The organism is Leptospira saintgironsiae (assembly GCF_002811765.1).
In the GTDB taxonomy this organism is placed as follows: Bacteria; Spirochaetota; Leptospiria; order Leptospirales; family Leptospiraceae; genus Leptospira_B; species Leptospira_B saintgironsiae.
Genome location: NZ_NPDR01000011.1, coordinates 47,000 through 71,168, shown reverse-complemented (window position 1 = coordinate 71,168; position 24,169 = coordinate 47,000). Strand labels below are relative to the sequence as shown.

Here is a 24,169-nt window from a genome sequence, read left to right as displayed (position 1 = left end):
GCGCTATGTCTATACCTAACGCAATCAAAGAAGCCCTGGATATCCAACCCTTAGTCACTGGCGGCAAGTCCGTCCGTGACGTTACCGAGGATATCCTAAAGCCGGTCGAAGCTTTCCCCACTTCTCTGTGGTGGAAGGCTTTCCTTCTGGCTCTTACCATTACCGTAATCGATTTAGGTATCATCGGATACTTGGTATACGAAGGTCTTTATATCCTCGGGATTAACAATCCTGTAGGTTGGGGATTTTTCATCGTAAACTTCGTATTCTGGATCGGTATCGGTCACGCTGGAACTCTGATCTCTGCGGTTCTTTATCTGTTCCGCCAAGAGTGGAGAACTGGTATTAACCGTGCTGCAGAAGCGATGACCATCTTCGCGGTATTAACTGCTGCATCTACTTTGATCATCCACATTGGACGTCCTTGGATGGGGTTCTGGTTATTCCCGTATCCGAATGAAAGAGGACCTCTTTGGGTGAACTTCAGATCTCCTCTGATCTGGGATACTTTCGCGGTTTCCACTTACTTGAGTATCTCACTTGTTTTCTGGTATATCGGTTTGATCCCGGATATCGCGGCCGTGAGAGACAGGGCTACTACACCTCTTCGTAGAAAAGTTTATGATATTCTTTCCTTCGGATGGGTTGGATCTAACAAAGCATGGTCTCACTTAGAGACTGTTGCGATGATCCTCGCTGCATTGTCTACACCTCTGGTTCTTTCGGTGCACACGATCGTATCCTTCGACTTCGCGGTTTCCATCGTTCCTGGATGGCACACTACGATCTTCCCTCCTTACTTCGTTGCCGGTGCGATTTTCTCCGGATTCGCGATGGTGGTTACTCTGATGGTAATCGCAAGGGAAGTCTTCCAACTGAAAGATTATATCACCATGAAACACTTGGAAAACATGAACAAAGTGATCATGGTTACAGGTTTGATCGTGGGTCTTGCTTACTCCACTGAGTTCTTCATGGCCTGGTATTCCGGAAACGAATACGAAGGATTTACCTTCGTAAACAGAGCATTCGGACCTTACGGATGGGCATACTTCATCATGTTCAGCTGTAACGTGTTCGCTCCTCAGGTATTCTGGTCTAAAAAACTTAGAAACAGCATTCCTGTGATGTTCATCGTTTCCATCATCGTAAACATCGGAATGTGGTTCGAACGTTTCGTGATCGTAATGACATTACACGCGGACTTCTTACCTTCCAGCTGGGATAAATACATTCCAACAGTTTACGACTTCATGATGTTACTCGGAACCTTCGGTATCTTCTTCACTATGTTCCTTCTCTTCTGTAGATTACTTCCAGTAATCGCAATCGCGGAAGTGAAAACAGTAATGCCTCATAAAGATGGAGGTCATCATTAATGTATACTCCTAAGAAAGAACAATTCCATACTTTCGAAGAAACAGAGCATGGAGTTTTCGGATTATTCGATACTCCTGCTCAGATCATAGACGCGGCTCAAAAAACAAAAGATAAGGGTTATACCAACTTCGATTGTTTTACTCCGTATCCTGTTCACGGACTGGATGACGCAATGGGTCTTCCACGTTCCGGACTTCCTTGGGTAACCTTCTTCATGGGAATTTTTGGATGCACTGTTGGTTTCTCCATGCAGTATTTAACTCATAAATACGATTGGCCGATCAATATCTCCGGAAAAAGTTTCAACGCTTGGTTTGCTTATATTCCGATCACATTCGAGTTTACAGTGTTCATGGCTGGACTTTCCACAGCTGCAGCTTTGTTCTTCCTGGCTAAACTTCCAAGAACCGGTCGTAAGGTTTTACATCCGGACATCACTACCGACAAATTCGCGCTTTGGATCCCTTCCAACTCTGCAAATTATTCAGAAGGTTCAGTGACTGACTTTATCAAAGGCCTCGGCTCTAAACATGTCGAGACGGTGAAATAGGAGAATTTTGATGATTTCACTGCAAAGAATTTTTGCTCTTTCTCTCGCAGGTATCCTACTTTGGAACTGCGAGTCTAAGACTCCTCCTATGGAGTACATGCCGGATATGGCTGACTCTCCAGCAAGAGAGGCTCAGGAAGCGGACTCTAATTTTCCGAACAATACTTCCTTACGTCTTCCTCCTGTAGGAGCAGTTCCTCAGGGATATTTCCCTTACGAGTATGCAGGTTGGACACAATCTCTGGATGCTCTACCAAACAAGGGACTTGCGAATCCTATCAAAGGTGATCTTGCTACTCTTCAAAAAGGGGAGATCAAATACCAAACGTATTGTAGCCCTTGCCACGGTGTTAGAGGACAAGGAAACGGGACTGTAGTAGGTCCTGCTCCACGTTTGAATATGGCTCAGGCTGACGGAAGCCCAATGGCTGCACTTACATCTGCAAGCGCTAAAGGTTATTCCGACGGACAGATCTATCATATCATCACCGAAGGAAAAGGAGCTATGAAAAGTTATGCTTCTCAAGTTCTTCCTGAGGATCGTTGGAAAATCATATTATATGTTCGTAAATTACAAGAATACGACAGAACGGCTGGTAAATAATGGAAGTTAAAGTAGAACAAAACTTAATCAACTTCAAGTTGGATTCCAAAACCAGAAACGCCCTGGTCGGAATGATTCTAGTAGGTTTAGCAAGCATTGGTCTTGCAGCTTTCGGTCTTGGACATCCTGAACTTCGTCATGAAGGTGGACATTCTAACCCGGCTTGGTCTGCATACTTGGTTGGTGTATTCTTCATTTTGGGAATTACACTTGCAGGTATCTTCTTTACCTCTTTGGCACATATCACTGGCGCTCATTGGCCGGTAACTCTTCGTAGAATTTCCGAAACATACGGACTATTTGTTCCAGTTGCAGCGGTACTTCTTCTTGTTCTGATTTTGGGAGCTCATGATCTATATGAGTGGACTCACGCAGAAGCGGTAGAAGCTGATAAACTTCTTAAACACAAAAAACCACTCTTAAACATCGGATTTTTCTCCGTGATGGTGATTGTTTTAGGAGCAGCTTGGTCTACATTCGGATATCTTTTCTATAAAAGATCCGTTACTCAAGATAGCGACAAAGATGTTAAACATACTCAGTTTAGCGCGAAGTTAGCCGGAGGATATATTATATTCTTCGCACTTTCCTTCTCCTTAGTTTCTATCATGTTGGTAATGTCTCTTACTCCACACTGGTTCTCCACTATGTTCGGAGTTTATTGCTTCGCAGGAGCTTATCAGGCAGGACTTTCTTCTTTCATAATCATGGCGTATTATTTGAAGAAAAAAGGATTTTTAGGAAACCTGGTAAACGAAAACCATATCCACGACTTAGGAAAATTCTTGCTCGGTTTCACAGTATTCTGGGCTTATGTTGGTTTCTCTCAGTTCATGTTGATCTGGTATGCTTCCATTCCGGAAGAAACCTTCTTCTACGAGCAAAGACTAACTGGCGGATGGGAATATCTTACATTAGCATTGCCTGCAATTAAGTTTGCAGTTCCTTTCATGCTCTTGTTAAACCGCCCGAACAAAAGAAACATCGATTTCTTAGTGAAAGTTGCTCTTTGGGTTATCTTCACTCAAGCTACTGAAATTTTCTGGCTGGTTTATCCTGCTAATTTCGTGGATTTCTCTTTCGGTGGATACATAGTATCTTTGGGATCAGTAGTAGGTGTGATCGGAATATTCGGTCTGGTAGTTCTTAAAAGATTGGAAAAAGCTCCTTTGATCCCGGTGGGAGATCCGAGATTGGAAGAATCTTTACACCATCACCAATAAGGAAAAGGATCATGAAAAAATTAGCATTAAATATTACGATCCTCGGAATTGCAGCTCTCGCATTGGGAGCTTGCTCCAATACCGCTCAAGTTGTAGGGAATATCAATTGCCCTACATTAGAAAAAGGTAAATTGGATCCTAAAGTCGGAATTCTTTCTGACGACCAGTCTAATCCTGTTCCTGTGGAATTCCTTCCTATTGGAACTGTAGTAAAGGTTTATGATTATAGAAATCATTACTACATCGCGAAAAAATTGGTACGTATCAAAACTGAGAAAAACGAAGGATGGGTGGATCCATCTTGTTTGGTAGTCGCTCAGAATCCTGACGATTCAGTTTTCAAATGGGGATATCGTTCCGATTATAAACCTTTCTTAGACAGAGAGGACAGAGACAGATATAATCATAAAAATGATCCTAATGCAGCACCTGATTCAAAAGGAAGATCTGCGGACGGGTTCGAATATGATATCTACAGAAACCTTCCAAAAGATAAGGTTCCTCTGGCGGATCTAGCACCTGAGCTGAAAAAGTAAAAGAAAAACGTTCTTTTATCCGTTTCAAAATTCACAAAGCCCCCTCCGAATAAATATTCGTTGGGGGATTTTTTTTGCAAAATGAGAAGGGAAATTTATGAATAAAAAGATACTGATCAGAAAGTTCGCCGCAGTTATATTGCTTCTATTTTTTTCCTGCTCCATCATTTTTCATACGATCATCATATCAGGTGCAGTTCCTTTTTCCATTGTATGGGGAGGAAGATTAGAAACCTGGGAACAGATGATCCTATTTGAATCTATTTCCATTCTTCTAAATTCACTCTTTTTAATTGTGATCGCACTCGATTCCAATTATATCAAACTTCCACTTCCTAGGCGGGTTGTTCGGATCGCAATTTGGATCATGATCGCGGTCTTTTCTTTGAATACTTTAGGAAATCTACTCTCTCTGAATTCCAATGAAACTTTAGTGTTCACTCCAGTTACTTTAGTGATCGCTCTATGCTGTTTGGTTTTGGTATTGATCCCTTTTAAAGAAGAAGTTTGAGAATTTAATCCCTAAACTAAGTAAATTTTTTACTGGAATCTTACCAAAAACTCCTTTAGGGTTTCCAAATGCGTTTACTGGTTCTTTCTATCTGCTTTTTATTTTTATCCAACGCCTGTGCTTCCAGATATTCCCTTACACAAACCGGCGATGTCGGAGCTCCTACAAAACAACCTACCAAAAAATTTAGGATCGCTTATTTAGGATTTAACACTTTTAAATCCACTAAATTAAAAAACCCAGATGGAACAGTTGATTTTGAAGCTCTTTCAGATCCATATTCTCGCACGATCAAAGAACCTATTGGAGGAAGTTTTCCTATTCCTGGAGAGAATAAGCCGAACGGAATTAGGAAAGATTTAGCTACGGAGAAGGTTTCTAAATTCGTAAAATCTTTCTTAGAGGTAACAGGTCCTACAGGGATCAGGGAATTAGAAAAGTTTTTAGAGATCTCGAAAACAGGAGAGAATTATACATATTCGTTCAAAAACCTCCCTTATGATTATTATATTGTGGGATTACATTATCCAGTTTTTGAAAAAACAAGGAACGTAGGCCTGAACTTTGTGACCATATTCTCCAGTTTGTTCAGTGTAGCCACTTTAGGGATCTTGCCTTCTTATGAGGCGTATACCGCAAATACAAAAGTTTTAGTATATGATAAAAACTTAAATTTGATTAAAGAATTAGAATACGACAATAGTTATTCAGTTTGGAGAGCATTATGGATCTCTCCGAATCCTAAAGAATGTGGGATCGGAAGTTTAAGTTGTCTTGGAATGTTTAGTCCTACATTGGGAACAAATCCTCCAATGGTATTTGAAGTAAATTCTCCTAAGGTCAGCGCTGATTTAAGTGATTATATAAATACTTTAAAGTAAGAAAAGGTACCCGGGGATGGATGGTCCCCGGGAATAGAAGCTATTTAGCGAGAAGGGATGCGAGGGCATTTTTCTTATCGAGAGTCGAATCGAAAATAGAAGCAGAACAAACTTTATAATTAACAGCAGAAGGACAACTTGCTGTTCCTCCGATCTTACATCCTGACTTCTCACATTTTTTGCGGCTTTCAGAAGTATCGGAACCTGAATAACTACAATAGTCCCGACAATTCGAACTAGACCCTGAGCCACAGATATAACATCCGTCTGCGGAAAGACCTAACTTAGAATGTGCAGAGAGAATCAGAAGAAAAAGTTGGATGATAAGTAATTTTTTCATATATTTCCCAGAACCAAAATCTAATTAATAATTTATTTCCAAATTTCAAACTAGTCAACTGATTAATTTTAAGAACTCCCTAAATCTAGGGATGCGTTAGTCGACCCGTGTTCCCTAATGGATAAGATTCGGTAACAAATTTTTTCCAAAAGATGTCGATTTTCCCCGAAAAAAATCGAAAACGAAAGACATTCCAAGAATAAATTGTGAGTCGGTTAATTCAAAAGAATCAATTCGCTTATTAAAAGAAGTCTAGTCGGATTATGCAATATTTTGAAAAGAATTCCAGAGCCTTAGATTATATAGTTTCCAAGGACCAGAAAAAGCACGTCATTCTGAAGTATCTTCTAGACCAGGAACTATCTCTCAAGATCTATCCTTTTGATCAAAAGGCTGTTATCAAAAAGTATTTAGAAGAGGATGAAAAAGTCCTGATCCGTATGCCAGAGGGTTGGGGAGAAACCGGAGAGAAGAAGGTCTCCTTATTCAAGATCCTTGCTAAGTATATAGAAATTGACTGTCAATTCCTTCAAAAGGCGGAGAAGGACCTTTACTTATTGAAAGTAGAAAGGCTTGCTATTGCAAAATTGAATCGAGAAGGCGCTAGGGTTCCTGTTTTAAACGGCAAAGCAGTCGCTACCAATCTAATTACACCAAAAACAGTGATCGAAGCGAATATGTTCAATATTCCGACTTTGATAAAGGTAAATTTAGAAGATTATAAAAATCGCCTGAAAAAGAATAGTGCAGACAGTATAGTAATAGAGACATTCAAACCTGGACTAGATAGAAAGTTCGAGATTGTAAAACGTTCTCGTAAGTCTTTGTTGTTGGAAGATACACAAAACGTTAATTCTTATTCTGAATCTGGACCGGATCGTTTGGATTATTCCAAAGATATTGACGATGATATAGCAGCGATAATCCGAAAATTTAAGGACCAAAAAATAGTTTCTGAGCTTATTCGTCCTATTATTTACAAAAATCATTCTGATCAACCGATTCCCATTGGTTATATCTGGATACAAAGTAGGGATAAAAAACTCAGTCCAGATTATTTGGCTGAATTAGGAAGACTTTCAGATGAAGTTGTGGGCCGGATCAAAGAATCGAACACTATAAAGACTACTGAAAAATTTACGATCTTAGATGCTTCTCCCAGAGGAATTAAGGTGAAGATACATGATCCAAATCTTATTGATTCTTTGCCTAAACAAGAGGGCTTTATATTAGATGTTTTATTCAAAATGCAGGCTCCATTGACTGTGTCTGCTGCGATCCGTTGGTGGGGAAAGGACGAGGATGGAAATTTGATTTTAGGTTTGGAATTTAAGAGTAAATCAGATCATCCTGGAGAAAGAGACAGATATATTAAAAATTTAGAATTGATGCAAAAGGGTGCACTTTAATCTAAAAATCGAACCTTCCCTGAGGATCTATAAGAGAATCAAAATCCTTGAAGGATGCAAATTCTGCCCAAACTTCTCTAAAAACCCCAACTAACATTTTTCTATAATATTCTTTGTCGAAACTTGTTCTTTTGATCTTGTTCGGATGGAGTTGTAGTTCTTCCTCCGGCATGTATCTTCTGTCTTTCGATTTTGACTTTTGATTTAATACTAGATATTTTATTTTTTCTCCTGCCTGCACATCCATTCCAAAATCCTTAAGTTTCATCATAGAAAGTGCTGTAGCTCCCATTACTTCATATTCTTCCAATTCTTTGGAACTGGATTTGAGAAGTAGAAGATCTTCAGGGGGAATATGATTTTGTCGGATGATAGAATCGTATTTATGATAGATGGATAAAATTTCGGATTCAGAGTTTTTTAGATCTTGGATAGTGACCTTGGTTTTCATCCATTCCAACATTTCATGTTGAGCACTTGTGATAAAATTGGGTAGGTCCTTTCTTCTGGCTCCTATCCCTCTGCACTTTAATTTTCCAGATTGGAATCTTCCCATGTATCTATTTGCAACAGGCATTTCGGAATCTTGGCTGGAAGGAGGAAAAAGTAACCAAGTGTAAACTCCATCTACTTCCATTTTAATGCCGGTCCGCTTTTGTATTTCTAAACATAAAGAATCCAATTCGGATTCGCTTAGTGGAGAAGAGTCATCGTGTTTGATAAATATACTGTCAGTGATTGCATGAACGAATTCATAACCGAATTCTTCCGCAGTTTCTTTTGCGATTAGAAGTTTTTGTCTTCCGAATGCGTTTACACTTTCGTGGCTTTCTAATCTTCCGAATTTTGCATTTCTATAACCCAAATATCCAAAAGAAGTAACTAACATCCATTTTAAACTAGCTTGTTTTGCTTGGTAGTCTTCCAAGAGTTTTCCGGATACAATTTTGGATTGTTGTTTATAGTAAGCCCTTCTTTCCAACACATGTTCTAAAGCTTCTGAAACGACTCCTTTACGTTTATCGCATATACGATATCCTATATCTGGAGCTTTTGGAACTGTATCGTCGTTTACACAGCATAGGCAGTTCACGCATTCAGGAGAAATATTATGCATTGCCATGATGCTGGGATACATCTGAGCAAAATCCAATTGTGCGACATTCTCCGCTGTTTTTCCATGGCTAACATCTGGTTGGAAAACTAAACCTCCTTTGTCTGCCTCAAGTAATTGGAGAGCTGTTTTAGGGGCTTCTACCGCGCTTTTTTGCCAAGGAACTAAGTAACCTCTTCTTAATGCAACGTCAGTTTCTATATAAGTGAGTGCCTTTCCTGTGGATGCTCTTGCCATCTTCTGCATAGGAAGTCTGGAGAGTCTTGCGAGTTCCAAGACTCCCATTAGATCCGCTTCCTTATATACGAAACTGTTTTTAGAATCTATATGCCATCTTCCAAATAAAGGATATGAAGGTGCACGAAATACAATATTTCCATAAGTAAAGTAGCTGGTTCCCTTTGTGCTGATATTCCTTCGGATCGGAGTAGTCCTGTCCCTGTCTAACGCAGGTAAAAATCCATGTCTTTGAGATTGGTAAAATAGATAGGGTAGAATGACCTGATCTCCATATCTTGTGAGAAGAATGTCTGGATCTTCTTCTCTTAAAAGTATATCTAGTTTTTCTAATAATCTTCTGGGATTTGTTCCAGATAGTTCATGGTAATCAGTGTCTGTTCGAACTATTAAAGGATTATTTTCTATATTGATCCTATGGCTTTTTTGAAGATCCAAATACATGATCTTGAATTTGGGAACCTCATAATCCATTTCCTTTGGAGAATCTTTGGTTCTAACATTTACGATCCTTTTTGCTCCTGGATCCTCTGTATAATCAATCTCCATTTTACATAATGGAAATAGGCCTTTCTGGAACATATAACTAGTAGGAAGATCCAGATCAGAATGATAGATCTCGAATTTTCCATATAGAGCGAATAATTTACGGCTGATCTTAGGTAGGATAGAAGGTCTGGTGATTATGATTTTTAATACTGGGACAGTTTTATTTTCATAGAATAGATTTCTGTTTTCGTAAACAGGAATATCAACAATTGCATCTAACTCGAAAAGACGTTTTACTAATTTTTTAAGTAGATCAGATTCTCCTCTTGCGTAAATGATCGGATTAAATTTATCCAAGAAGAGAAGGGATTCACCTTCTTCATTTTTTAGCCAAAGATATACCATGTCCTCCGCATGATAAACGTCGAACAAATATCCCTTGGCAGTTTGGAGGTTCATTCTTGGTTCCGAAGAGTTTCCGTTTCTTTTTTTAATCTGAGGATTTCTTTTTTTAGATCGATCATCATCGTAAGAAGCATGATATCTATCGGATAAGGAGAAGAGGCCATCACTCCTGCTTGCACTTGTAGTTTTGCAGTTCGGATCAATTCATCAAAAATTTCTTGGTCTGGTTTACGAAGTCCTCTTCTGTATTGCCCAAGACTGGATTCAATATACTGCATCTGTCTGGAATATGGAATAACTGTCCTACCCATAAATAAACTCCTGTTTGGAATTCGGATCCGTTCCGATCTCATGCATAGATTTCGCTTTTCTGATCTTTAGATAAGAATGACCTTCTACCACATTCAATTCCCAAAGATCTTCAGAGAGCTCTACTAACTTTGGAAAAATTTTTTGAAAGGTTGGATGAGTGTATTTTGTCGATTCTACAAGCACGATCGGGATCTGTTTCGCACGCATACGTTCTAATAATAATACTAATTTTTCTAAAAGGAAAAGGCCCTCGTCGTCCTGAACATCTCCATCAAAGAATTGTTTGCAGGGAGCCAAAATAAAATAGATCGTATTTTCTTTTGCAGAAGAATAGATCTCTCGAACGGAATCTAAGATTTGATAAGGAGTGAATGCTCTTTGGACTAATATCTTTTCTAAAAGAGCTTCGGGAGATACTCTTCTTTTTCTGGTCTCTTCTGTAATCGTGAATACATCAAAACGAATTGCGCAGTCCAAATTGAAAACTTGGAATCCGGATACTGCAAATGCATATTGCCATAAAAGCGCCAATTTATAGATTCCCTGTCTTCCTGTTAAGAGTCCGACATTGTCCCTGCTCCAGCCTAGAACAGGTCGAAACAACTGGTCTTGGAAACCCTCCAGGGGACCTAAATACATATATACTATATAAATGATATGTTAAAAAATGTAAAGTGATTTGAGATGCTGAAAGAATCTTTTTTATAGAATTATGTCGGAATTCCAACATGGAAATAAGACAGAAATGAGAGAGCGATTATATTTCATTTTTCAGATTACTGTTTGTCCGGAATTGTATTCTTTTGGATATGGATTATATATTCTTACCAAACAAAAGAGGCCATTTCTGAATCGTTATCTCACTTCTATATGCGTTATCCTATTTTCTTTATTTTCCATATTACGTTGTTCTAATGGGGGTTCTGATTCTGTTGATCCAGTATTATTATGGCTTGTAGGTCCTACAAATTCATGCGCTCAGCCGAGCGTCCCGGAGCTTTCTGATATTAGTTCTCCGATCTATGGATCTTCTGTTGTAAAACCATTCTATTTTTTTAGATTCACTGCAGGTCCGATGGCTTCTGCCAATATGGAAGTGACTTTGCAACCCTCGTTTTCAGGGGATCCAGGGGAATTATATGTCGGGAACCAAAATGTAATATTGGATTTGAATAATTACCGGGATAGTATTGCAGCAGTGAAATATGATGAAGATTCTGGAGATGATGTAGTCGCCACACTTCCAACGTCTGCAGGGAATTTTCGCTGTTTGATAATCCATGCCACAAATGATTTTTCATTTTCCTTTAATCCTACTCCGTAAAATAATATTTCCTTCGTATTCTATTGTATTATGAAAATATAATTTAATACGAAGGCTGAGTTGTGGGCCCAGCCAGAATCAGACTTTTAGAATTTAATGTGCATGGTTGTGTTCGTAAATATCTCCACCTGCGGAGAATTCTATGAACACACAGGCCTCGTCGCCCACAGACCAAGCATCATGTCCGGGAGGAAGTAACATTATATCATTCGGACCAAATTCATCTTCACTTCCATCGTCCATTACCACATGTAATTTACCTGATTGGACATAGATTTTCACCTTCTACTAAGATTCAAACTCCTCTTCTTTGTATATTTTAAAGAAAGGGATTTGATTTCCGTATTCCGGTATAAGTTTAGGAAGAAAAGAATTTGTCTGCTATTACATGTATAATGTATGCTATATGGAGTGATGGCTTGGACACAGTTTAAACGGGTCAAACAAGATTACCGGCGTTAAGATCCAAAATTGAAAAGCCGAATTTAGAATTTATGTTTGTCTTAAAAAATTTCCCAAAATCCATGGAAGTATATGGAATCAGATCATTTCAAAACGGTCCGCGCACGCTCTGCGGTAGATTATCTTTTTAGGACCGTTCACCAACATCATTCTCAACTCAGCCAGATGGCCGACCAAAAGGCGAATATTCTGATCGCTGCATCCTTTGTAATACTTTCGCTTTCCTTAGGTTATGTCCAGAGACCTACTTACAGAACAGGTCTACTGACCCTGATGGTATTTATTGTAATTGCGGCAAGCTTGGCTATACTTGCAGTGATGCCTACATTCAAACAGAAGAAGAATGGCAAAGATAATCCTTTGTTTTTCGGACATTTCGCTCCTTTAAGCGAAAAAGAATTTATGACTAAGATGGAAGGGATTGCTTCCGAAGATTCTTCTTTGTATGAAGCTCTGACTCGAGATCTATATCAGTTGGGAAAATCTCTCTACTTTACAAAATATAGATATTTAAGATGGAGTTATCGCTGCCTTTTAGTGGGTGTTACTTCTTCTATGATATTAATATTCCTGGAAATTAAAGGAATTATCCAATAAACTTTTTTAAGGGTAGGTCCCTTAGTTAGGGACCATTGCCTCGTTTTTCTTTTTTTTCATTCTTTTGACTATATAATCTCTAAGAGCTAAGAAAGGTCTTTCGGTTATGTAGAAGATAGGGATGCAAATTAGAAAACACACTAAAATAGTGAAACTTTCCGCTAAAAGGAAATTTATCCAGCTATATGGAGTTGTTTTTCCTCCAAACATAATCCCTGTTGCGATTTGAATACCTAGGCCATGCCATAAATACATAGTATAACTTATCCTTGCGGAAGGCCTGAAAATAGAGAGGCTGAAGAATTGATTAGCTAAACTTTTTTCAAATAAACATAATATAAATAAAGCAGAATATCCAATATGGAAATAAGTAAAATTTAATATCGCTCCAATTCCGGTCCTATCTGTAAGAAATCCTAAACTTAGAAAAATTATGGAAATGAAACCAATCAGGTAGGAAAGAGAAACTTTTCGATTTTCTATTTTGAAAAATTCAGGTTTCCAGGATACTAATTCTGCGATTAACATTCCGCTTACTATCGTATCGAATCTAGTTTCAGTATGAAGTCCAATTGATCTATCGTCTATTCCGAATAGTACATAAGAAATTCTTAATAAAAATGGAATTGCAAATATTCCTAATACGGCAAGCCTGCGAATATTATCTTTTAGTTTGAAAAGTAAAAGTAAACATAAGCTAGGAATTACTAAATAAAATTGTTCTTCGACAGATAGAGACCAGCCATGCTGAAATAATCTATGATAAAAAAAATTGGAGATGTATAAGGCATCAGTCCAGGAGCCAGCAATATCATTCGAAAGCCGGCTCATCACAGCTAGTTGTTCTTCCGTAGGATTGGGCACATGGCTATAAAGATTCAGATGAGCTTTTGCGTAAAATAATGAGAACAATAAAAAAATATAATACCCAGGCATAATTCTTAGGGTTCTTTTTATATAAAAAAGTTTTAGATCTATTGTGCCTGATTTTTTGTTCTCATTTAATAGACCTCCATAGATCAAAAAGCCGCTCAGGATAAAGAAAAGATCCACTCCACTTCTGCAGCTGGAAAGAAATTGATAGATGAACTGGCTTGGATAGTTAAGTAGATGGAATTTTTCAGCTCCTTGCCAAAAATGAAAAATGATCACTAAGAATATAGAAATGGATCTAAGACCGTTTAATGCAGGTATTTCTGATTCGTTTTTGGAGAATAAAAATTTCAACGGAGATTTCCTTGGATCGATTTAATCTAAAATCATAGGAAAAAGTAATTTGGTATTGTGGAAACTATTTTCCTAGCAGATTTCAGGATTCTTTTAAGGAGTCTGGTCTTAAGAGTGAAAGAATAATCGCTACTTGATTTGGATTGGAACAAATCGGTTCAAAATTTCCCTTACTACTCGGTTGAGTCTGGGTTTTCCTTCTGCTTCGAGAAGGATCCAATAAGCATAGTCAATACTAAACATATCTTTGATATTCTTTCCGACCTTTACCCATTGTTGTTCTATTCTCTTTTTGGCTTCCACAGTTAGGTTTGGGTTCTTTTGGAAATTTTCCAAATAAGAATAATATTCTGATGTTAGGGAAGCAGGGATTGGGTCTTTCCACTTTCTGCCTCTTACGGTTCTTTCTGTTTCCCAGCGGAATTCACCCAAAGTTTTTGTAACTACTAACGTAGCATTCTCAGTCATGACTACCGGAAATAATAATCTGCTATAATCTTGGTTACCTACACTTGTTTCCTGCCAGAGAACTCCTCTGTTTCCGCTATAAGGTAGAAGGATACAATCCGCAAAAAATTCTTTTCTATACTGATCTGTCTTGCTTGGGTCTGTGCTGGAGACTACACTTACTTCTCTATGGAAGATGCTTGTATCTATTTTTGAAACCCTTTCTGCATTTGATAGAACCTTACTTGGAAAAGTGAGATTAGATTCTGTTGCTCCGTAGAATTGATCTTCGGATAGGATTGGATATGCGAAATTTGGATTTAAAGAAATTCCTAAAAGTCCCATATAAAGGATATTTTCTAATTCCCAGTCCAGAATATGCAAAAGATATTCTTTATGCATTATATTCTTTTCTTCTGCTTCTTGGTTCCAGCGTAGATTTGATTTTTGGACCTGATCGTAAGTTTGGCCCAAATGATTTTGAGAAGGATTTTTTTTGCCAGCCAGGATCAAATTTAACCAATCAGGAAGAAGGTGAATGGAAAGTTTTACTTCCTGGTATTGGCGATCATTGACCGAGGATTTTAATGTAGTGATCGCAAGTTCCAGATCTTGCAATCTTTTTGCAGATACTAACCCTTCGTCCAAAAAGAAGAAGTGTATCAATAGTAATACTGGTTTAGGGATATTTGCGGTTTGAGAACGGAATTTTATAAAACAAACTTTGTATAATCGTATTAATATTTTATAATCTTCTTGTCTATGCCTTCTTCTTATTAGCCCAGGATGTTCTTTGTATGCGGTTACAAGTCGAGTGATCTCTTCGCAAACACCCGGATTCAGTCCGGAATATTCTAATATTTGAGTAAGACTGTTTAGATATTCATCTGGTACAGCGCCAGGATGAGCCGGTCCAACCGGACTTGTTTTGGGAGTTTCGATCCATTCTTCATTTTTTTTCTCATCAATTTCTGGAGCCGTTTTGATTTGTAAGGTAAGATTTGTACCTTCTTGTGAGATGAGTATTGCTTCGGACTTGAGCCATTTTTTGTTCTCGTCTGGAACTAATATCTGCATTCTTTCGTATCTTGTGAGAGAGAATGTGGCTCCTACTTTTTTGGTATAGATCCTGGCTCGTATTGCTCTGTTTAAGGAATTCTCATCCAGCTCTTGGATCCCTAATAAAGCGGGAAATCTTTCCTCGGAATCTGTTTCTAAAATTGCAGTGATAAAGTTTTTAGCAGTGGTCTTATGATCTTCTATCAAATGATCTAAAGTATGTACGATCAATATATCTTTCCATGCGGGAAGATTACTTTGTTCTGCAAGAAACTGTAAAAACTCAGGAAGAAAATATTTTCGATACCAGGAAGGGTCTTCTGCCAATCGTTTTAGATCTGAATTATCAACCTGATCCAAGAAAGTGTGGAATAGGTTTGTATCTTTGGAATTAAAATGATGGAGCTGTAGTTTTGAGACTATTTTAGCTCTATGTTCTAACGCGAGATTATTTTGTCTGCGCAGATAACGTTGTAATAGATAGATTACGGTGAATAGAAGCGCTAAAAAGATCGCTCCGCTGATAATTGGAGTCCAAGAGAACTCTGGCCAAATCAGGATAGGGTTTCCGGAATCCTGACCTAATATGAACATGCAAAAATATTAAATAGAATTATAAACTAGTCAAGATGTTTACTTGGTTTAGAAGGGGAGAAGAGGAGGAATTCTAAGAAGGAGCGTTGACTTCTCCGGAAAAAATCCCGGAGAAGTTCTGAAAGTTTTAATCCAATCTAAAATTGGTCATTGGGAATTGTTGGGTGATCTCTTTCACACCTTGTCTAACTTTTTCCTTGGTTTTTTCGTCGTCCGGATTGTCCAAGAAATCGCAGATTAGATTTCCTACTTTTTCAATATCAGCAGGTTTAAGGCCTCTAGTAGTGAGCGCAGGAGTTCCTAAACGAATTCCGGAAGCAACAGCTGGAGGATTTTTGTCAAATGGGATTGCGTTTTTGTTCACTGTGACCCCAACTTCGTCCAATCCGTCTGCTGCTTTTGCCCCGGTTAGGCCTTTTACGGAAACATCAAGTAGGACTAAGTGGTTGTCAGTTCCGCCACTAACTACTCTGAACCCTCTCTTTACAAAAACTTCTGCCAAAACTTTTGCGTTTGCGAGTACTGTTTCAATGTATTTTTTATAATCAGGAGTTAAAGCTTCTCCGAATGCTACCGCTTTTGCAGCGATCACATGCATTAAAGGCCCACCTTGGATCCCAGGGAATACTCTGGAGTTTAATACTTTCTCATTTTCTAATTTAGAAAGAATTAATCCTCCTCTTGGTCCTCTAAGGGTTTTATGAGTGGTAGTAGTAACATAATCAAAGCTATCGATTGGAGAAGGATGATAACCTGTAGCGACTAATCCGGAGATATGCGCGATATCTGCCATCAGTTTTGCGCCTACTGATTTTGCGATCTCTGCGAACTTATCAAAATCGATTGTTCTGGAATATGCAGAAGCACCAGCCACGATCAATTTAGGCTTATGTTCTTTTGCAAGAGATGCAAGAGCATCATAATCGATTGTTTCTGTTTTAGGATCTACGCCGTAAGGGATTGGTTTATAATATTTTCCACTGATGTTTACAGGAGAACCATGAGTTAAATGTCCTCCATGAGCCAGATTCATTCCTAAGAAAGAATCTCCAGGTTCCATGGTAGCTAAGAAGACTGCCATATTTGCCTGAGCTCCGGAGTGAGGCTGAACGTTTGCATATTCTGCTTTGAAGATCTTTTTGGCTCTCTCGATTGCCAGGGACTCCACTGCGTCAGCGTTTACACATCCATTATAATATCTTTTTCCAGGATATCCTTCCGCATATTTATTGGTAAGTGTAGAAGTATAAGCTTCCAGAACTGGTCTGGACACGAAGTTTTCGGAAGCGATCATTTCCAGGTTTTGTTCCTGTCTTTGGTCTTCTGCTTGTAATGCTTTGAAAATTTCGGGGTCTTGTTGGGGAAGGTATTTCATTTTTTCCTCTGTAGTCTCTGCGAGAATCATTCTCCCAGAATATAGCCTAGATCTGAATATTTTTCCTGGAACAGCCGATCTGCCACTTTGCGAACGTTTCGAAAGAAGGAAGGATCTGCTTCGGTACCTAGGATTTCAACCCCCAGATAATCCGCAAATAAAAGGGAAAGGTCTTGTTTGAATTTTCCTGGCGAAAAGGAGGCAGGTAAGGAGGTCACAAATTCCTCATGAGCTCTACCTTTTCTATACTCGGGCTCTTCCGGAGGATGGGGTAGGAGGTCCGACACTAAGGGGATCAGTCTGGAGTCCAGAATCAAGGTCCCATGTTGTACGATGCAGTTCTTCTTTCTGAACTGAGCATTTCCCGAAATTTTTTTCCAAACATCTGGAGAAAGCTCCAAGGCAAGGTCCGACTTACCCTTACATTTTGTTTTGAGACCTTGTTTATTCAAAGCAGAAGATATCAGACCTAAGAATATATTATAAGAGTTAGAGACAGGATATAGCTCAGGTTTTGTTTCCAAAGAAACAAAAAGACTGAAGTTCAGATTCCATCCAGGCTCATGGACAACAGTTCCGCCACCGCTTGCTCTTCTGGCCAAATACACTGGATCTGTTGTAGAGGGTTTTTTAGGAGCTTGTCTTTTTCGGAATGTTGTCAGGAAGTTTTCTATATTTTCTTTTCCTGCACTTAGTTCCGGTTTTTCAGAGAGACCCATTATGATGGACCTGGGGCCTTCCCAAAAGCGAACCCCTCCAGAATATCCTCCAGATACTAATTGGACTGCGAAAGCTTCTTCCAAAGCTAGATTATAATAAGGTGTCCTGATAGATTTTTGATCTATTATAAAAGTATACACTTCAAGACCAGAGTCTATTGGGCTGTAGTTTTCGTCCATGGGTTTTACTACGGACTGTGGTCTTAATCGATCTATGTGAACACCAGTCTTAAACCTATTTCTATTTTCTCACTCAGGGAATAATTTTTAACACCTTGTATTAAAACAAATGAACCGCGTTCCATTTATATTATAAAAATATAATATTAAAGTGCACTTTAAGTTTAGTTGAACTTCGGTCACCGTTACGCGATTTTTAGGAAAATTGGAACATTCTTCTTTCTTCCCTTGTCCTAATTTATAGAGCATTATGAAAAATGAATATAATTTATTTACAAAAGAAGTTAGGACTTCTTTCTTTCCTCTCGAAAGCCGGGGGAGTTTTTAATCGGTTTTCAGTTTTTGTTTTGGCCATGTCTCTTTTATTAGGGGCGTGTGTCATAGATCAAGATACTCAGTCCAAAAGATCCAAATTATACAAACCTAGCTTTGCTCTTTTCGGGGATAGTATCTCTGCTTTTTGGCCTGTCGAAGAACAGTTCCCTGAATTCGAGACTTATAAGAAAGCGTTTCCGGGTAGAAGGACCTACGAGATCCAAGAGGCCGCTAAAAATGAAACAGGAAGATACAGATCCTGTATGTTGAACGGCGGAGTAAATGATTTCCTCAATCAGCCAGAACCTAGTTGGGAAGAGGTCGATGCGACAGTTCAACGTCAACTTCAGACATTGGAAATATTAAACGACCATTGTGACTATATTATCGTTCTGAATGTGTGGACCGTGCAAGTTCCTTGGCCCGTGAAGGCTGCGTCTATGATCAACTTGGAAATGAAGAAGAAGGTCACCTTCTTACCTAGGATCGATCCTGAGGATCTAATCCATAGTGAGATGTTATTGGACGGTGGTCACCTCACAGACGAAGGATACGGGGTTCTTTCCCAAAGAGTGAGAGAATATTTAAGAGCTAGTTTACCTGAATTCTGGTTACAATATCTATGAAGTATCGATTCTTGTTCCTTCTAATATTCCTAAACCCTCTCGCGGAAATTTTAGGGTCCGATAAAACCGTGATCCCTTATCCTGTATGGGGTCAGTCTGTTGGGGTATATAATATTTTTGTAATCAGTGCAGACGCGAAAGAATACAGGAATTCTAAGGATTATGACCGGAATAGAAATATTTCTCTGGATGGGGAATTGAAATTAGGGGATCATTTTTCTGTTTCTGCGGGTTACGGATATGTAGATCAATATGCTACCCAAGCTACGCCATGGAGTGGCTGGGATAGATGGAAGGCTGGCTTAAAAACATTTTTCACTTTCGGGATATTTTCAATAGGAGGAGGTGTAAACGTTTACGGACCTTCTACATCTGAACCTTGGATCGGAGAAAGGAATCCTGATCTAATGTTGGTTCGCCCTCATCTTGGTTTTGTCTTAGATTTTGGTAGAACTAAGTTCCAAGCATTCGGTTTATACGAAAGAGAAACTGATTCCAGATTTAGAGATCCTGTCCAAGATAAATATTATCGGTATATGGAAGCGGGAGCAACTTTGTCTTACGAAACAAATTCGAACTGGATCCTCCTTCTGGAGACTACCTATCGTATGGCAGTAGAGGATACGATTGCAACTCCTCGTTCTGATTCATTCAATCTTCATCCAGGAGTTCAATACAAGATCGGAGATGGAGGAAGAGTTTTCTTTAGCGGTTTATACGGAATGAGAAAGGATAATACTTACGACCAAGGATTTAAGATGGGGTATCAGCAGTTGTTTTCTTTCGAGTGAAAGGTGCCAAATTTAATCTTTCGCTTCGTAATATTTACTCGAAGCTTCTTTCAGGAATTTTTTCTCTTTTTTGTTAAGAGAATTCATTCCTTCTTTAGAAATTTTTTCTAAAAGACGATCAACTTCTTCCTTTGCTTCTTCTCTGGTTTTCATCTCTTCTTGCCAGCGAACCATCTTTCTTTTTTGTCTCCATCTGGAAAAAGAGAAGCTTGGGAATTTGATCCCGAATCTATACTTTACTTTAGTATAATATAGAAAGTAAATTGCTCCAGCAGCGAAGCCGCCTATTCCGTTTGCAATTGGAGTTCCTGATTGTAGTCCTAAAAGTACTAGGACGAGTAATATTAAAACTGCCAGATATTTTGCTTTGATCGGGAAAATTCCCCAAAACAAAAGTTCTCTATTCGGCCAAATCAATGCGTAAGCCGTGATAAGTCCGTATAGAACTGCGGAAATCCCAAGCACTGTCCCTTGTTGGAATCCGAATAAAGAGGCGAGTATCGTTGCGACCCCACCTCCGAAGATACAGAACATAAAATAACGTAAAAAATTTCTGGCTCCCCAATGAGATTCAAGTGCTGAGCCGAACATCCAAAATGCGAACATCTCGAATAAGAATCCGATTAACATATTTGGGGAATGGAAGAAGCTGTAAGTCAGTAACTGCCAGCCGAAAAACTTTTCTAGGACGAGTCCTGGAGTCAGTCCGAATAGCCCTAGGATGGCCAAAAGAACAGAAGGGGCGATCAGGCTTAGAAGAAACTCTATCCCGAAAATCGCTATATTTAAGATCAAAAGTTTACGAACGAGGGGAGAGGTTGAGACACCGAATCCGCTAGAGAAAGACGCCATTGCCTTCCTAGTTTTCTTTTTTCCTTTCGAACGACAACCTAAATCCGAATTTTGTTTCCTTTGACAGTTTGGGCGAAATATAGTAAATGTTCCTAAGATGGAAATCTTCTTGTACGGAGTCCGGGGCTCTATTCCTGCCCCCTTATCAAACGAGGAATACAGGGAGAAAGTAATTTCCATATTGAGACTTGTCGCCAAGTCGGAGGGAAAAGCTTTCTCTTCTCCCGAAGAATGGTTCGACGGGTTGCCTGAGCCTTTGAATTATGTGGTCGGCGGAAATACTACCTGCGTTCGGATCATTGGTTCTTCCGGGGTGGAGCTGGTTGTAGATCTCGGAACAGGTGCAAGAGTCCTGGGAGAGGATTTAGTCCGAGAAAAATTCGGGCAAGGAAAGGGAGAAGCTTCCGTATTTTTCACTCATACCCACTGGGATCATATCCATGGGATCCCGTTTTTCAAACCGTTATACATTCCTGGAAATAAGTTTACCTTCTATTCTCCCTTAGAAGATCTTCCCGAAAGATTAAAATACCAACAAGAGCCAAGATTTTTCCCAATCCATTTCGATCATTTTGGTTCAGAAAGAAATTTTCATAGGCTAGAAAAGGGAGAAGTCCTGGAAATCGGCGGAGTTAAGATAGAATGGATCGCTCTTAAACATCCCGGAGGCTCCATCGCTTACAAATTCACCGAAAATGGGAAAAGTTTTATTTTTGCCACTGACGCTGAGTATAATGGTGAGGATTTTCCTTTAATCCAAGAGCAAAAACCATTCTTTAAAGGTGCAGATCTTTTGATTTTGGACGCTCAGTACACTTTGGACGAATCCTTTCAAAAATTCGATTGGGGCCATACTTCTTATACAATGGCGGTTAATTGTGCTTCTTCTTGGGAGGTCAAAAAACTGGCTTTGACCCACCATGAACCTGCCTATTCTGACGAAATTTTAGCCATCATCTTGGATGACGCCAGAACCCATGCTGAAAATCTTGGAGCTAAGGACCTATCCATTGTACTGGCTAGAGAAGGAATGAAATTCAAACTCGTATGAATCTATTTAGCGAAGGAATTCACAGAGCTACAAAAACACTTTTGGTATTAGCCTTACTAGGCGGTCTATTTTTCGGATACATTATCGCAGAAGTGGATGAGGGAGGGGAGCTTGCAATTCTTGCTTCCTACCAGCCAACTACTCCAACTCGTTTATATGATATCAATGGTGTGGTGTATGCAGAGTTGTATCGCCATAAACAACAACTTCTAAAATACCAAGATATTCCTCCTCATGTGATACAAGCATTCCTTTCGGTAGAAGATAATAATTTTTTCAATCACTTTGGGATAGATTTCTCTGCAATCCTTCGCGCGGCAGCAGTCAATGTGATCTCAGGAAGGATCAAACAGGGTGGATCCACTCTTACTCAACAGTTAGCCAAAACTGTTTTAAATAACCGGAAAAAATCTTTTATTCGTAAATTCGTAGAAGCTCTGTTTACTCTTCAGATCGAACAAGAATATTCTAAAGAAGAAATATTAGAAATTTATTTTAACTTAATATACCTAGGACATGGAACGACAGGTCTTGCTTCTGCAGCAGATGTGTATTTTCATAAGGATGTTTCTGACTTAGATGTGGCAGAGGCTGCACTTCTTGCAAGACTCCCTAAGGCTCCTGTAGATTATTCTCCTTATAAAAATCCGGCGGCTTCTAAAAGAGCTCATATAGAAGTTCTTAAACTTATGGCTTCTCAGGGATTTGTTCCGAGTGATAAGGTCCAAAGCATCCATGATGAATTCTGGGAAAAATACTGGCCGATCGTAATTACTCAATCTCCTTCTCAATCTACTTGGGGTACCAAGCTGAACAGGGCTCCCCATTTTACTGAATTTGTAAGACAGAGATTATTAAAGGAATTGGGAGAAGATCGGATTTATAGTGGTGGTCTTAAAATTTACACCACTCTGGATATCCGTAAACAGGAAATCGCTCAAGACGAACTTCGTAAGGCTCTCAAAAAACACGATGACCTGGTTTCAGGTGTAACAGTAAATTATGCTGGTGGTGCGGATCGAGGACTTGTCGGACTTTATAATTTTATTGGTTCCTTATTCCCTGTGGCTCCTACTTTTGTAAGCCGTTTGGATGATAAGGCCAACTTCAGAGTTGCACTCGAAAAAGAACTTATCGATTCAGCAGATGTTCTCAGTTTACTTCTTCCTGCAGATAATGAATCTGCTGCATTCACTGAATTCCAGAAAAGATCGGCGGTATTCGGTAAAAACCTTCACGTAGAAGGTGCTGCTATCACAATAGATCATACCAATGGCTATATAGAAACTATGGTCGGAGGTTATGAATTCACTCCTAAAAACCAATTTAACCGCGCAGTCCAAGCGAGAAGACAGACTGGATCTTCTTTCAAACCTTTCGTGTATGGTGCTGCGATTGCGGAAAGAGTCGTCGGGTCCGGAACAGGGATCATGGATGCCCCACTCACTACCTTAACGGAAGAAGGAGAAGGTTGGTCTCCTCAGGATTTCGACGGAGATTTCCAAGGGATGGTTCCTCTTTCTAGAGCTCTTTCCATGTCCTTAAATATCGTTTCCGTTCAGGTTCTTTTGAGAACCGGAGCCGATGCTGTTATAGATTTTGCTTCTCGCTTAACAAAAGCTGATAAGAGCAGATTTATGCCAAGCCCTGCACTTGCTTTAGGAATTGCTGAACTTTCTCCTTACGAAATGGCAGTGGGATATTCTATTATCGCAAATAAGGGAAGAAATGTGATCCCACTTTCTGTTCGATATGTGATCGATCAGTCAGGAAATGTAATTTATAACGAAGAACTAAAAGTTCGAGAAGAATTAGATAAAGAAGCAGAAGACGGTTCTATCCAAATCATCAGCGAAGGAACAGCCTATATTCTTCGTAAAATGTTAACCATGGTTGCTATGGGAGGGACTGCCGCAAACGGACTCCATTCTCCTGACCAAGGAAATTACAAAGGAATTGCTGCTGGAAAAACAGGATCCACTTCTTCTTTTACAAATGCATGGTACTGCGGATTCGATCCAAAATTAACCACTGTCATTTGGCTTGGATTTGATAAGAGTTCTATCTCACTCGGAAGAGGTCAGGCTGCAGGAGTTCTTGCGGTTCCTATTTGGGGAAAAATGTACCGTCGTTTTTATAACGGTGAAAATTATCCTACTTTCGAGGATGAGCATGGTCTGGATCCGCAGCCTGAAGAAGTGCAAGGTGGAGGAACCTGTGCGTATAATGGATTGTCTCCTAAACCGGGAGTATGTCCTGTTACCCAGAACTTGACTTTAAAGCCGATTACAGTGGCTGGTGTGACAAAATCGGTCCAACCGAATCGCCAATGCGACGGAGATCGGGACCATCATAAGTCAATAGATTTTAGAGAATTCCTGCAATTGGAATACCAGATCAGCGACGAAGAGATCGGAAAAACGGAACGTAAATTTAAACCGCAAGCGGACTAAAAAACCTTAGCGTGATTTCGGGAAAATTCATCCAAAACACCGATTTGACAAGAACGACTTTACAGAATTTTTCAGCTTTCCGAAAGTGAAATGGAGGCGGTCCCGG

General features: G+C 39.3%; 24 protein-coding genes. 14 read left to right on the top strand and 10 right to left on the bottom strand.

Annotated features, from left to right (window positions below; genetic code table 11):
- Window positions 1–11 precede the first annotated feature (11 nt).
- The 7 genes from nrfD (at window position 12) to CH362_RS17705 (ending at window position 5,685) form a co-directional block, all read left to right on the top strand.
- Window positions 12–1,379, top strand: coding sequence for an NrfD/PsrC family molybdoenzyme membrane anchor subunit (gene nrfD / locus CH362_RS17735; protein WP_100711670.1), 1,368 nt, complete (start codon window positions 12–14; stop codon window positions 1,377–1,379).
- On the top strand, window positions 1,379–1,930 hold the full coding sequence (locus tag CH362_RS17730; protein WP_100711649.1) for a DUF3341 domain-containing protein: 552 nt from the start codon (window positions 1,379–1,381) through the stop codon (window positions 1,928–1,930). The genes nrfD and CH362_RS17730 overlap by 1 nt, the downstream gene beginning before the upstream one ends.
- Before the next feature lie 10 nt (window positions 1,931–1,940).
- Window positions 1,941–2,534: a c-type cytochrome gene (locus CH362_RS17725; RefSeq protein WP_100711648.1), complete on the top strand. Its 594-nt coding sequence runs from the start codon at window positions 1,941–1,943 to the stop codon at window positions 2,532–2,534.
- Entirely contained in the window at window positions 2,534–3,757 is a 1,224-nt protein-coding gene (locus CH362_RS17720; RefSeq protein ID WP_100711647.1) for a hypothetical protein, read from the top strand. The genes CH362_RS17725 and CH362_RS17720 overlap by 1 nt, the downstream gene beginning before the upstream one ends.
- Window positions 3,758–3,768: 11 nt before the next feature.
- A complete protein-coding gene (locus CH362_RS17715; RefSeq protein ID WP_100711646.1) occupies window positions 3,769–4,293 on the top strand; it encodes an Lsa16 family lipoprotein adhesin in 525 nt (174 codons plus the stop codon).
- Between the two features lie 97 nt (window positions 4,294–4,390).
- Window positions 4,391–4,804 carry a hypothetical protein gene (locus CH362_RS17710; protein ID WP_100711645.1) on the top strand — a complete coding sequence of 138 codons (414 nt, stop codon included), beginning with the start codon at window positions 4,391–4,393 and terminating at the stop codon, window positions 4,802–4,804.
- 68 nt (window positions 4,805–4,872) lie between these two features.
- A complete protein-coding gene (locus CH362_RS17705) occupies window positions 4,873–5,685 on the top strand; it encodes an Lp29 family lipoprotein (RefSeq protein WP_100711644.1) in 813 nt (270 codons plus the stop codon).
- Window positions 5,686–5,725: 40 nt separating this feature from the next.
- Here CH362_RS17705 and CH362_RS17700 read toward each other — a convergent pair whose 3' ends face one another.
- Complete coding sequence (locus CH362_RS17700; protein ID WP_100711643.1) at window positions 5,726–6,025, bottom strand: hypothetical protein; 300 nt, start codon at window positions 6,023–6,025, stop codon at window positions 5,726–5,728.
- A gap of 263 nt (window positions 6,026–6,288) precedes the next feature.
- Here CH362_RS17700 and CH362_RS17695 point away from each other — a divergent pair, with 263 nt between their 5' ends.
- On the top strand, window positions 6,289–7,434 hold the full coding sequence (locus CH362_RS17695; protein ID WP_100711642.1) for a DUF1577 domain-containing protein: 1,146 nt from the start codon (window positions 6,289–6,291) through the stop codon (window positions 7,432–7,434).
- Between the two features lies 1 nt (window position 7,435).
- On the opposite strand, the gene CH362_RS17690 is transcribed toward CH362_RS17695, so the two are convergent.
- The 3 genes from CH362_RS17690 to CH362_RS17680 are packed head-to-tail and all read right to left on the bottom strand — an operon-like array spanning window position 7,436 to window position 10,630.
- On the bottom strand, window positions 7,436–9,733 hold the full coding sequence (locus CH362_RS17690; RefSeq protein WP_100711641.1) for a DNA polymerase domain-containing protein: 2,298 nt from the start codon (window positions 9,731–9,733) through the stop codon (window positions 7,436–7,438).
- Window positions 9,730–9,990 carry a DUF8156 family protein gene (locus CH362_RS17685; RefSeq protein ID WP_100711640.1) on the bottom strand — a complete coding sequence of 87 codons (261 nt, stop codon included), beginning with the start codon at window positions 9,988–9,990 and terminating at the stop codon, window positions 9,730–9,732. Before CH362_RS17685 ends, CH362_RS17690 begins: the two co-directional genes overlap by 4 nt.
- Window positions 9,983–10,630 carry a hypothetical protein gene (locus CH362_RS17680; RefSeq protein ID WP_100711639.1) on the bottom strand — a complete coding sequence of 216 codons (648 nt, stop codon included), beginning with the start codon at window positions 10,628–10,630 and terminating at the stop codon, window positions 9,983–9,985. Before CH362_RS17680 ends, CH362_RS17685 begins: the two co-directional genes overlap by 8 nt.
- A 106-nt stretch (window positions 10,631–10,736) precedes the next feature.
- Here CH362_RS17680 and CH362_RS17675 point away from each other — a divergent pair, with 106 nt between their 5' ends.
- Window positions 10,737–11,315, top strand: a complete 579-nt coding sequence (locus CH362_RS17675) for a hypothetical protein (RefSeq protein WP_125169736.1) — start codon at window positions 10,737–10,739, stop codon at window positions 11,313–11,315.
- A gap of 93 nt (window positions 11,316–11,408) precedes the next feature.
- Here CH362_RS17675 and CH362_RS17670 read toward each other — a convergent pair whose 3' ends face one another.
- Complete coding sequence (locus CH362_RS17670) at window positions 11,409–11,597, bottom strand: cupin domain-containing protein (RefSeq protein WP_100711637.1); 189 nt, start codon at window positions 11,595–11,597, stop codon at window positions 11,409–11,411.
- Between the two features lie 252 nt (window positions 11,598–11,849).
- Here CH362_RS17670 and CH362_RS17665 point away from each other — a divergent pair, with 252 nt between their 5' ends.
- Window positions 11,850–12,374 (top strand): Pycsar system effector family protein, encoded by a 525-nt coding sequence (locus CH362_RS17665; RefSeq protein WP_100711636.1) that lies wholly within the window; start codon window positions 11,850–11,852, stop codon window positions 12,372–12,374.
- Window positions 12,375–12,395: 21 nt separating this feature from the next.
- Here CH362_RS17665 and CH362_RS17660 read toward each other — a convergent pair whose 3' ends face one another.
- From CH362_RS17660 to CH362_RS17645, 4 genes are all read right to left on the bottom strand, one after another.
- Complete coding sequence (locus tag CH362_RS17660) at window positions 12,396–13,601, bottom strand: acyltransferase family protein (RefSeq protein WP_100711635.1); 1,206 nt, start codon at window positions 13,599–13,601, stop codon at window positions 12,396–12,398.
- Between the two features lie 129 nt (window positions 13,602–13,730).
- On the bottom strand, window positions 13,731–15,701 hold the full coding sequence (locus CH362_RS17655; RefSeq protein ID WP_100711634.1) for a hypothetical protein: 1,971 nt from the start codon (window positions 15,699–15,701) through the stop codon (window positions 13,731–13,733).
- Window positions 15,702–15,828: 127 nt separating this feature from the next.
- Window positions 15,829–17,076: a serine hydroxymethyltransferase gene (gene glyA, locus CH362_RS17650; RefSeq protein ID WP_100711669.1), complete on the bottom strand. Its 1,248-nt coding sequence runs from the start codon at window positions 17,074–17,076 to the stop codon at window positions 15,829–15,831.
- Between the two features lie 26 nt (window positions 17,077–17,102).
- Window positions 17,103–17,936 carry a lipoate--protein ligase family protein gene (locus CH362_RS17645; RefSeq protein WP_100711668.1) on the bottom strand — a complete coding sequence of 278 codons (834 nt, stop codon included), beginning with the start codon at window positions 17,934–17,936 and terminating at the stop codon, window positions 17,103–17,105.
- Window positions 17,937–18,232: 296 nt separating this feature from the next.
- Between CH362_RS17645 and CH362_RS17640 the strand changes: the two genes are divergently transcribed.
- The gene (locus CH362_RS17640) at window positions 18,233–18,916 is read left to right on the top strand and encodes an SGNH/GDSL hydrolase family protein (protein WP_100711633.1); all 684 of its coding nucleotides are present in this window, start codon (window positions 18,233–18,235) and stop codon (window positions 18,914–18,916) included.
- On the top strand, window positions 18,913–19,707 hold the full coding sequence (locus tag CH362_RS17635) for a hypothetical protein (RefSeq protein ID WP_100711632.1): 795 nt from the start codon (window positions 18,913–18,915) through the stop codon (window positions 19,705–19,707). The genes CH362_RS17640 and CH362_RS17635 overlap by 4 nt, the downstream gene beginning before the upstream one ends.
- 12 nt (window positions 19,708–19,719) lie before the next feature.
- Here CH362_RS17635 and CH362_RS17630 read toward each other — a convergent pair whose 3' ends face one another.
- A complete protein-coding gene (locus CH362_RS17630; protein WP_100711631.1) occupies window positions 19,720–20,559 on the bottom strand; it encodes a rhomboid family intramembrane serine protease in 840 nt (279 codons plus the stop codon).
- 97 nt (window positions 20,560–20,656) lie between these two features.
- On the opposite strand from CH362_RS17630, the gene CH362_RS17625 reads away from it, so the two are divergent.
- Together CH362_RS17625 and CH362_RS17620 are read left to right on the top strand one after the other, a co-directional pair.
- A complete protein-coding gene (locus tag CH362_RS17625; protein ID WP_100711630.1) occupies window positions 20,657–21,610 on the top strand; it encodes an MBL fold metallo-hydrolase in 954 nt (317 codons plus the stop codon).
- Window positions 21,607–24,063, top strand: a complete 2,457-nt coding sequence (locus tag CH362_RS17620; protein WP_100711629.1) for a penicillin-binding protein 1A — start codon at window positions 21,607–21,609, stop codon at window positions 24,061–24,063. Before CH362_RS17625 ends, CH362_RS17620 begins: the two co-directional genes overlap by 4 nt.
- Window positions 24,064–24,169 lie beyond the last annotated feature (106 nt).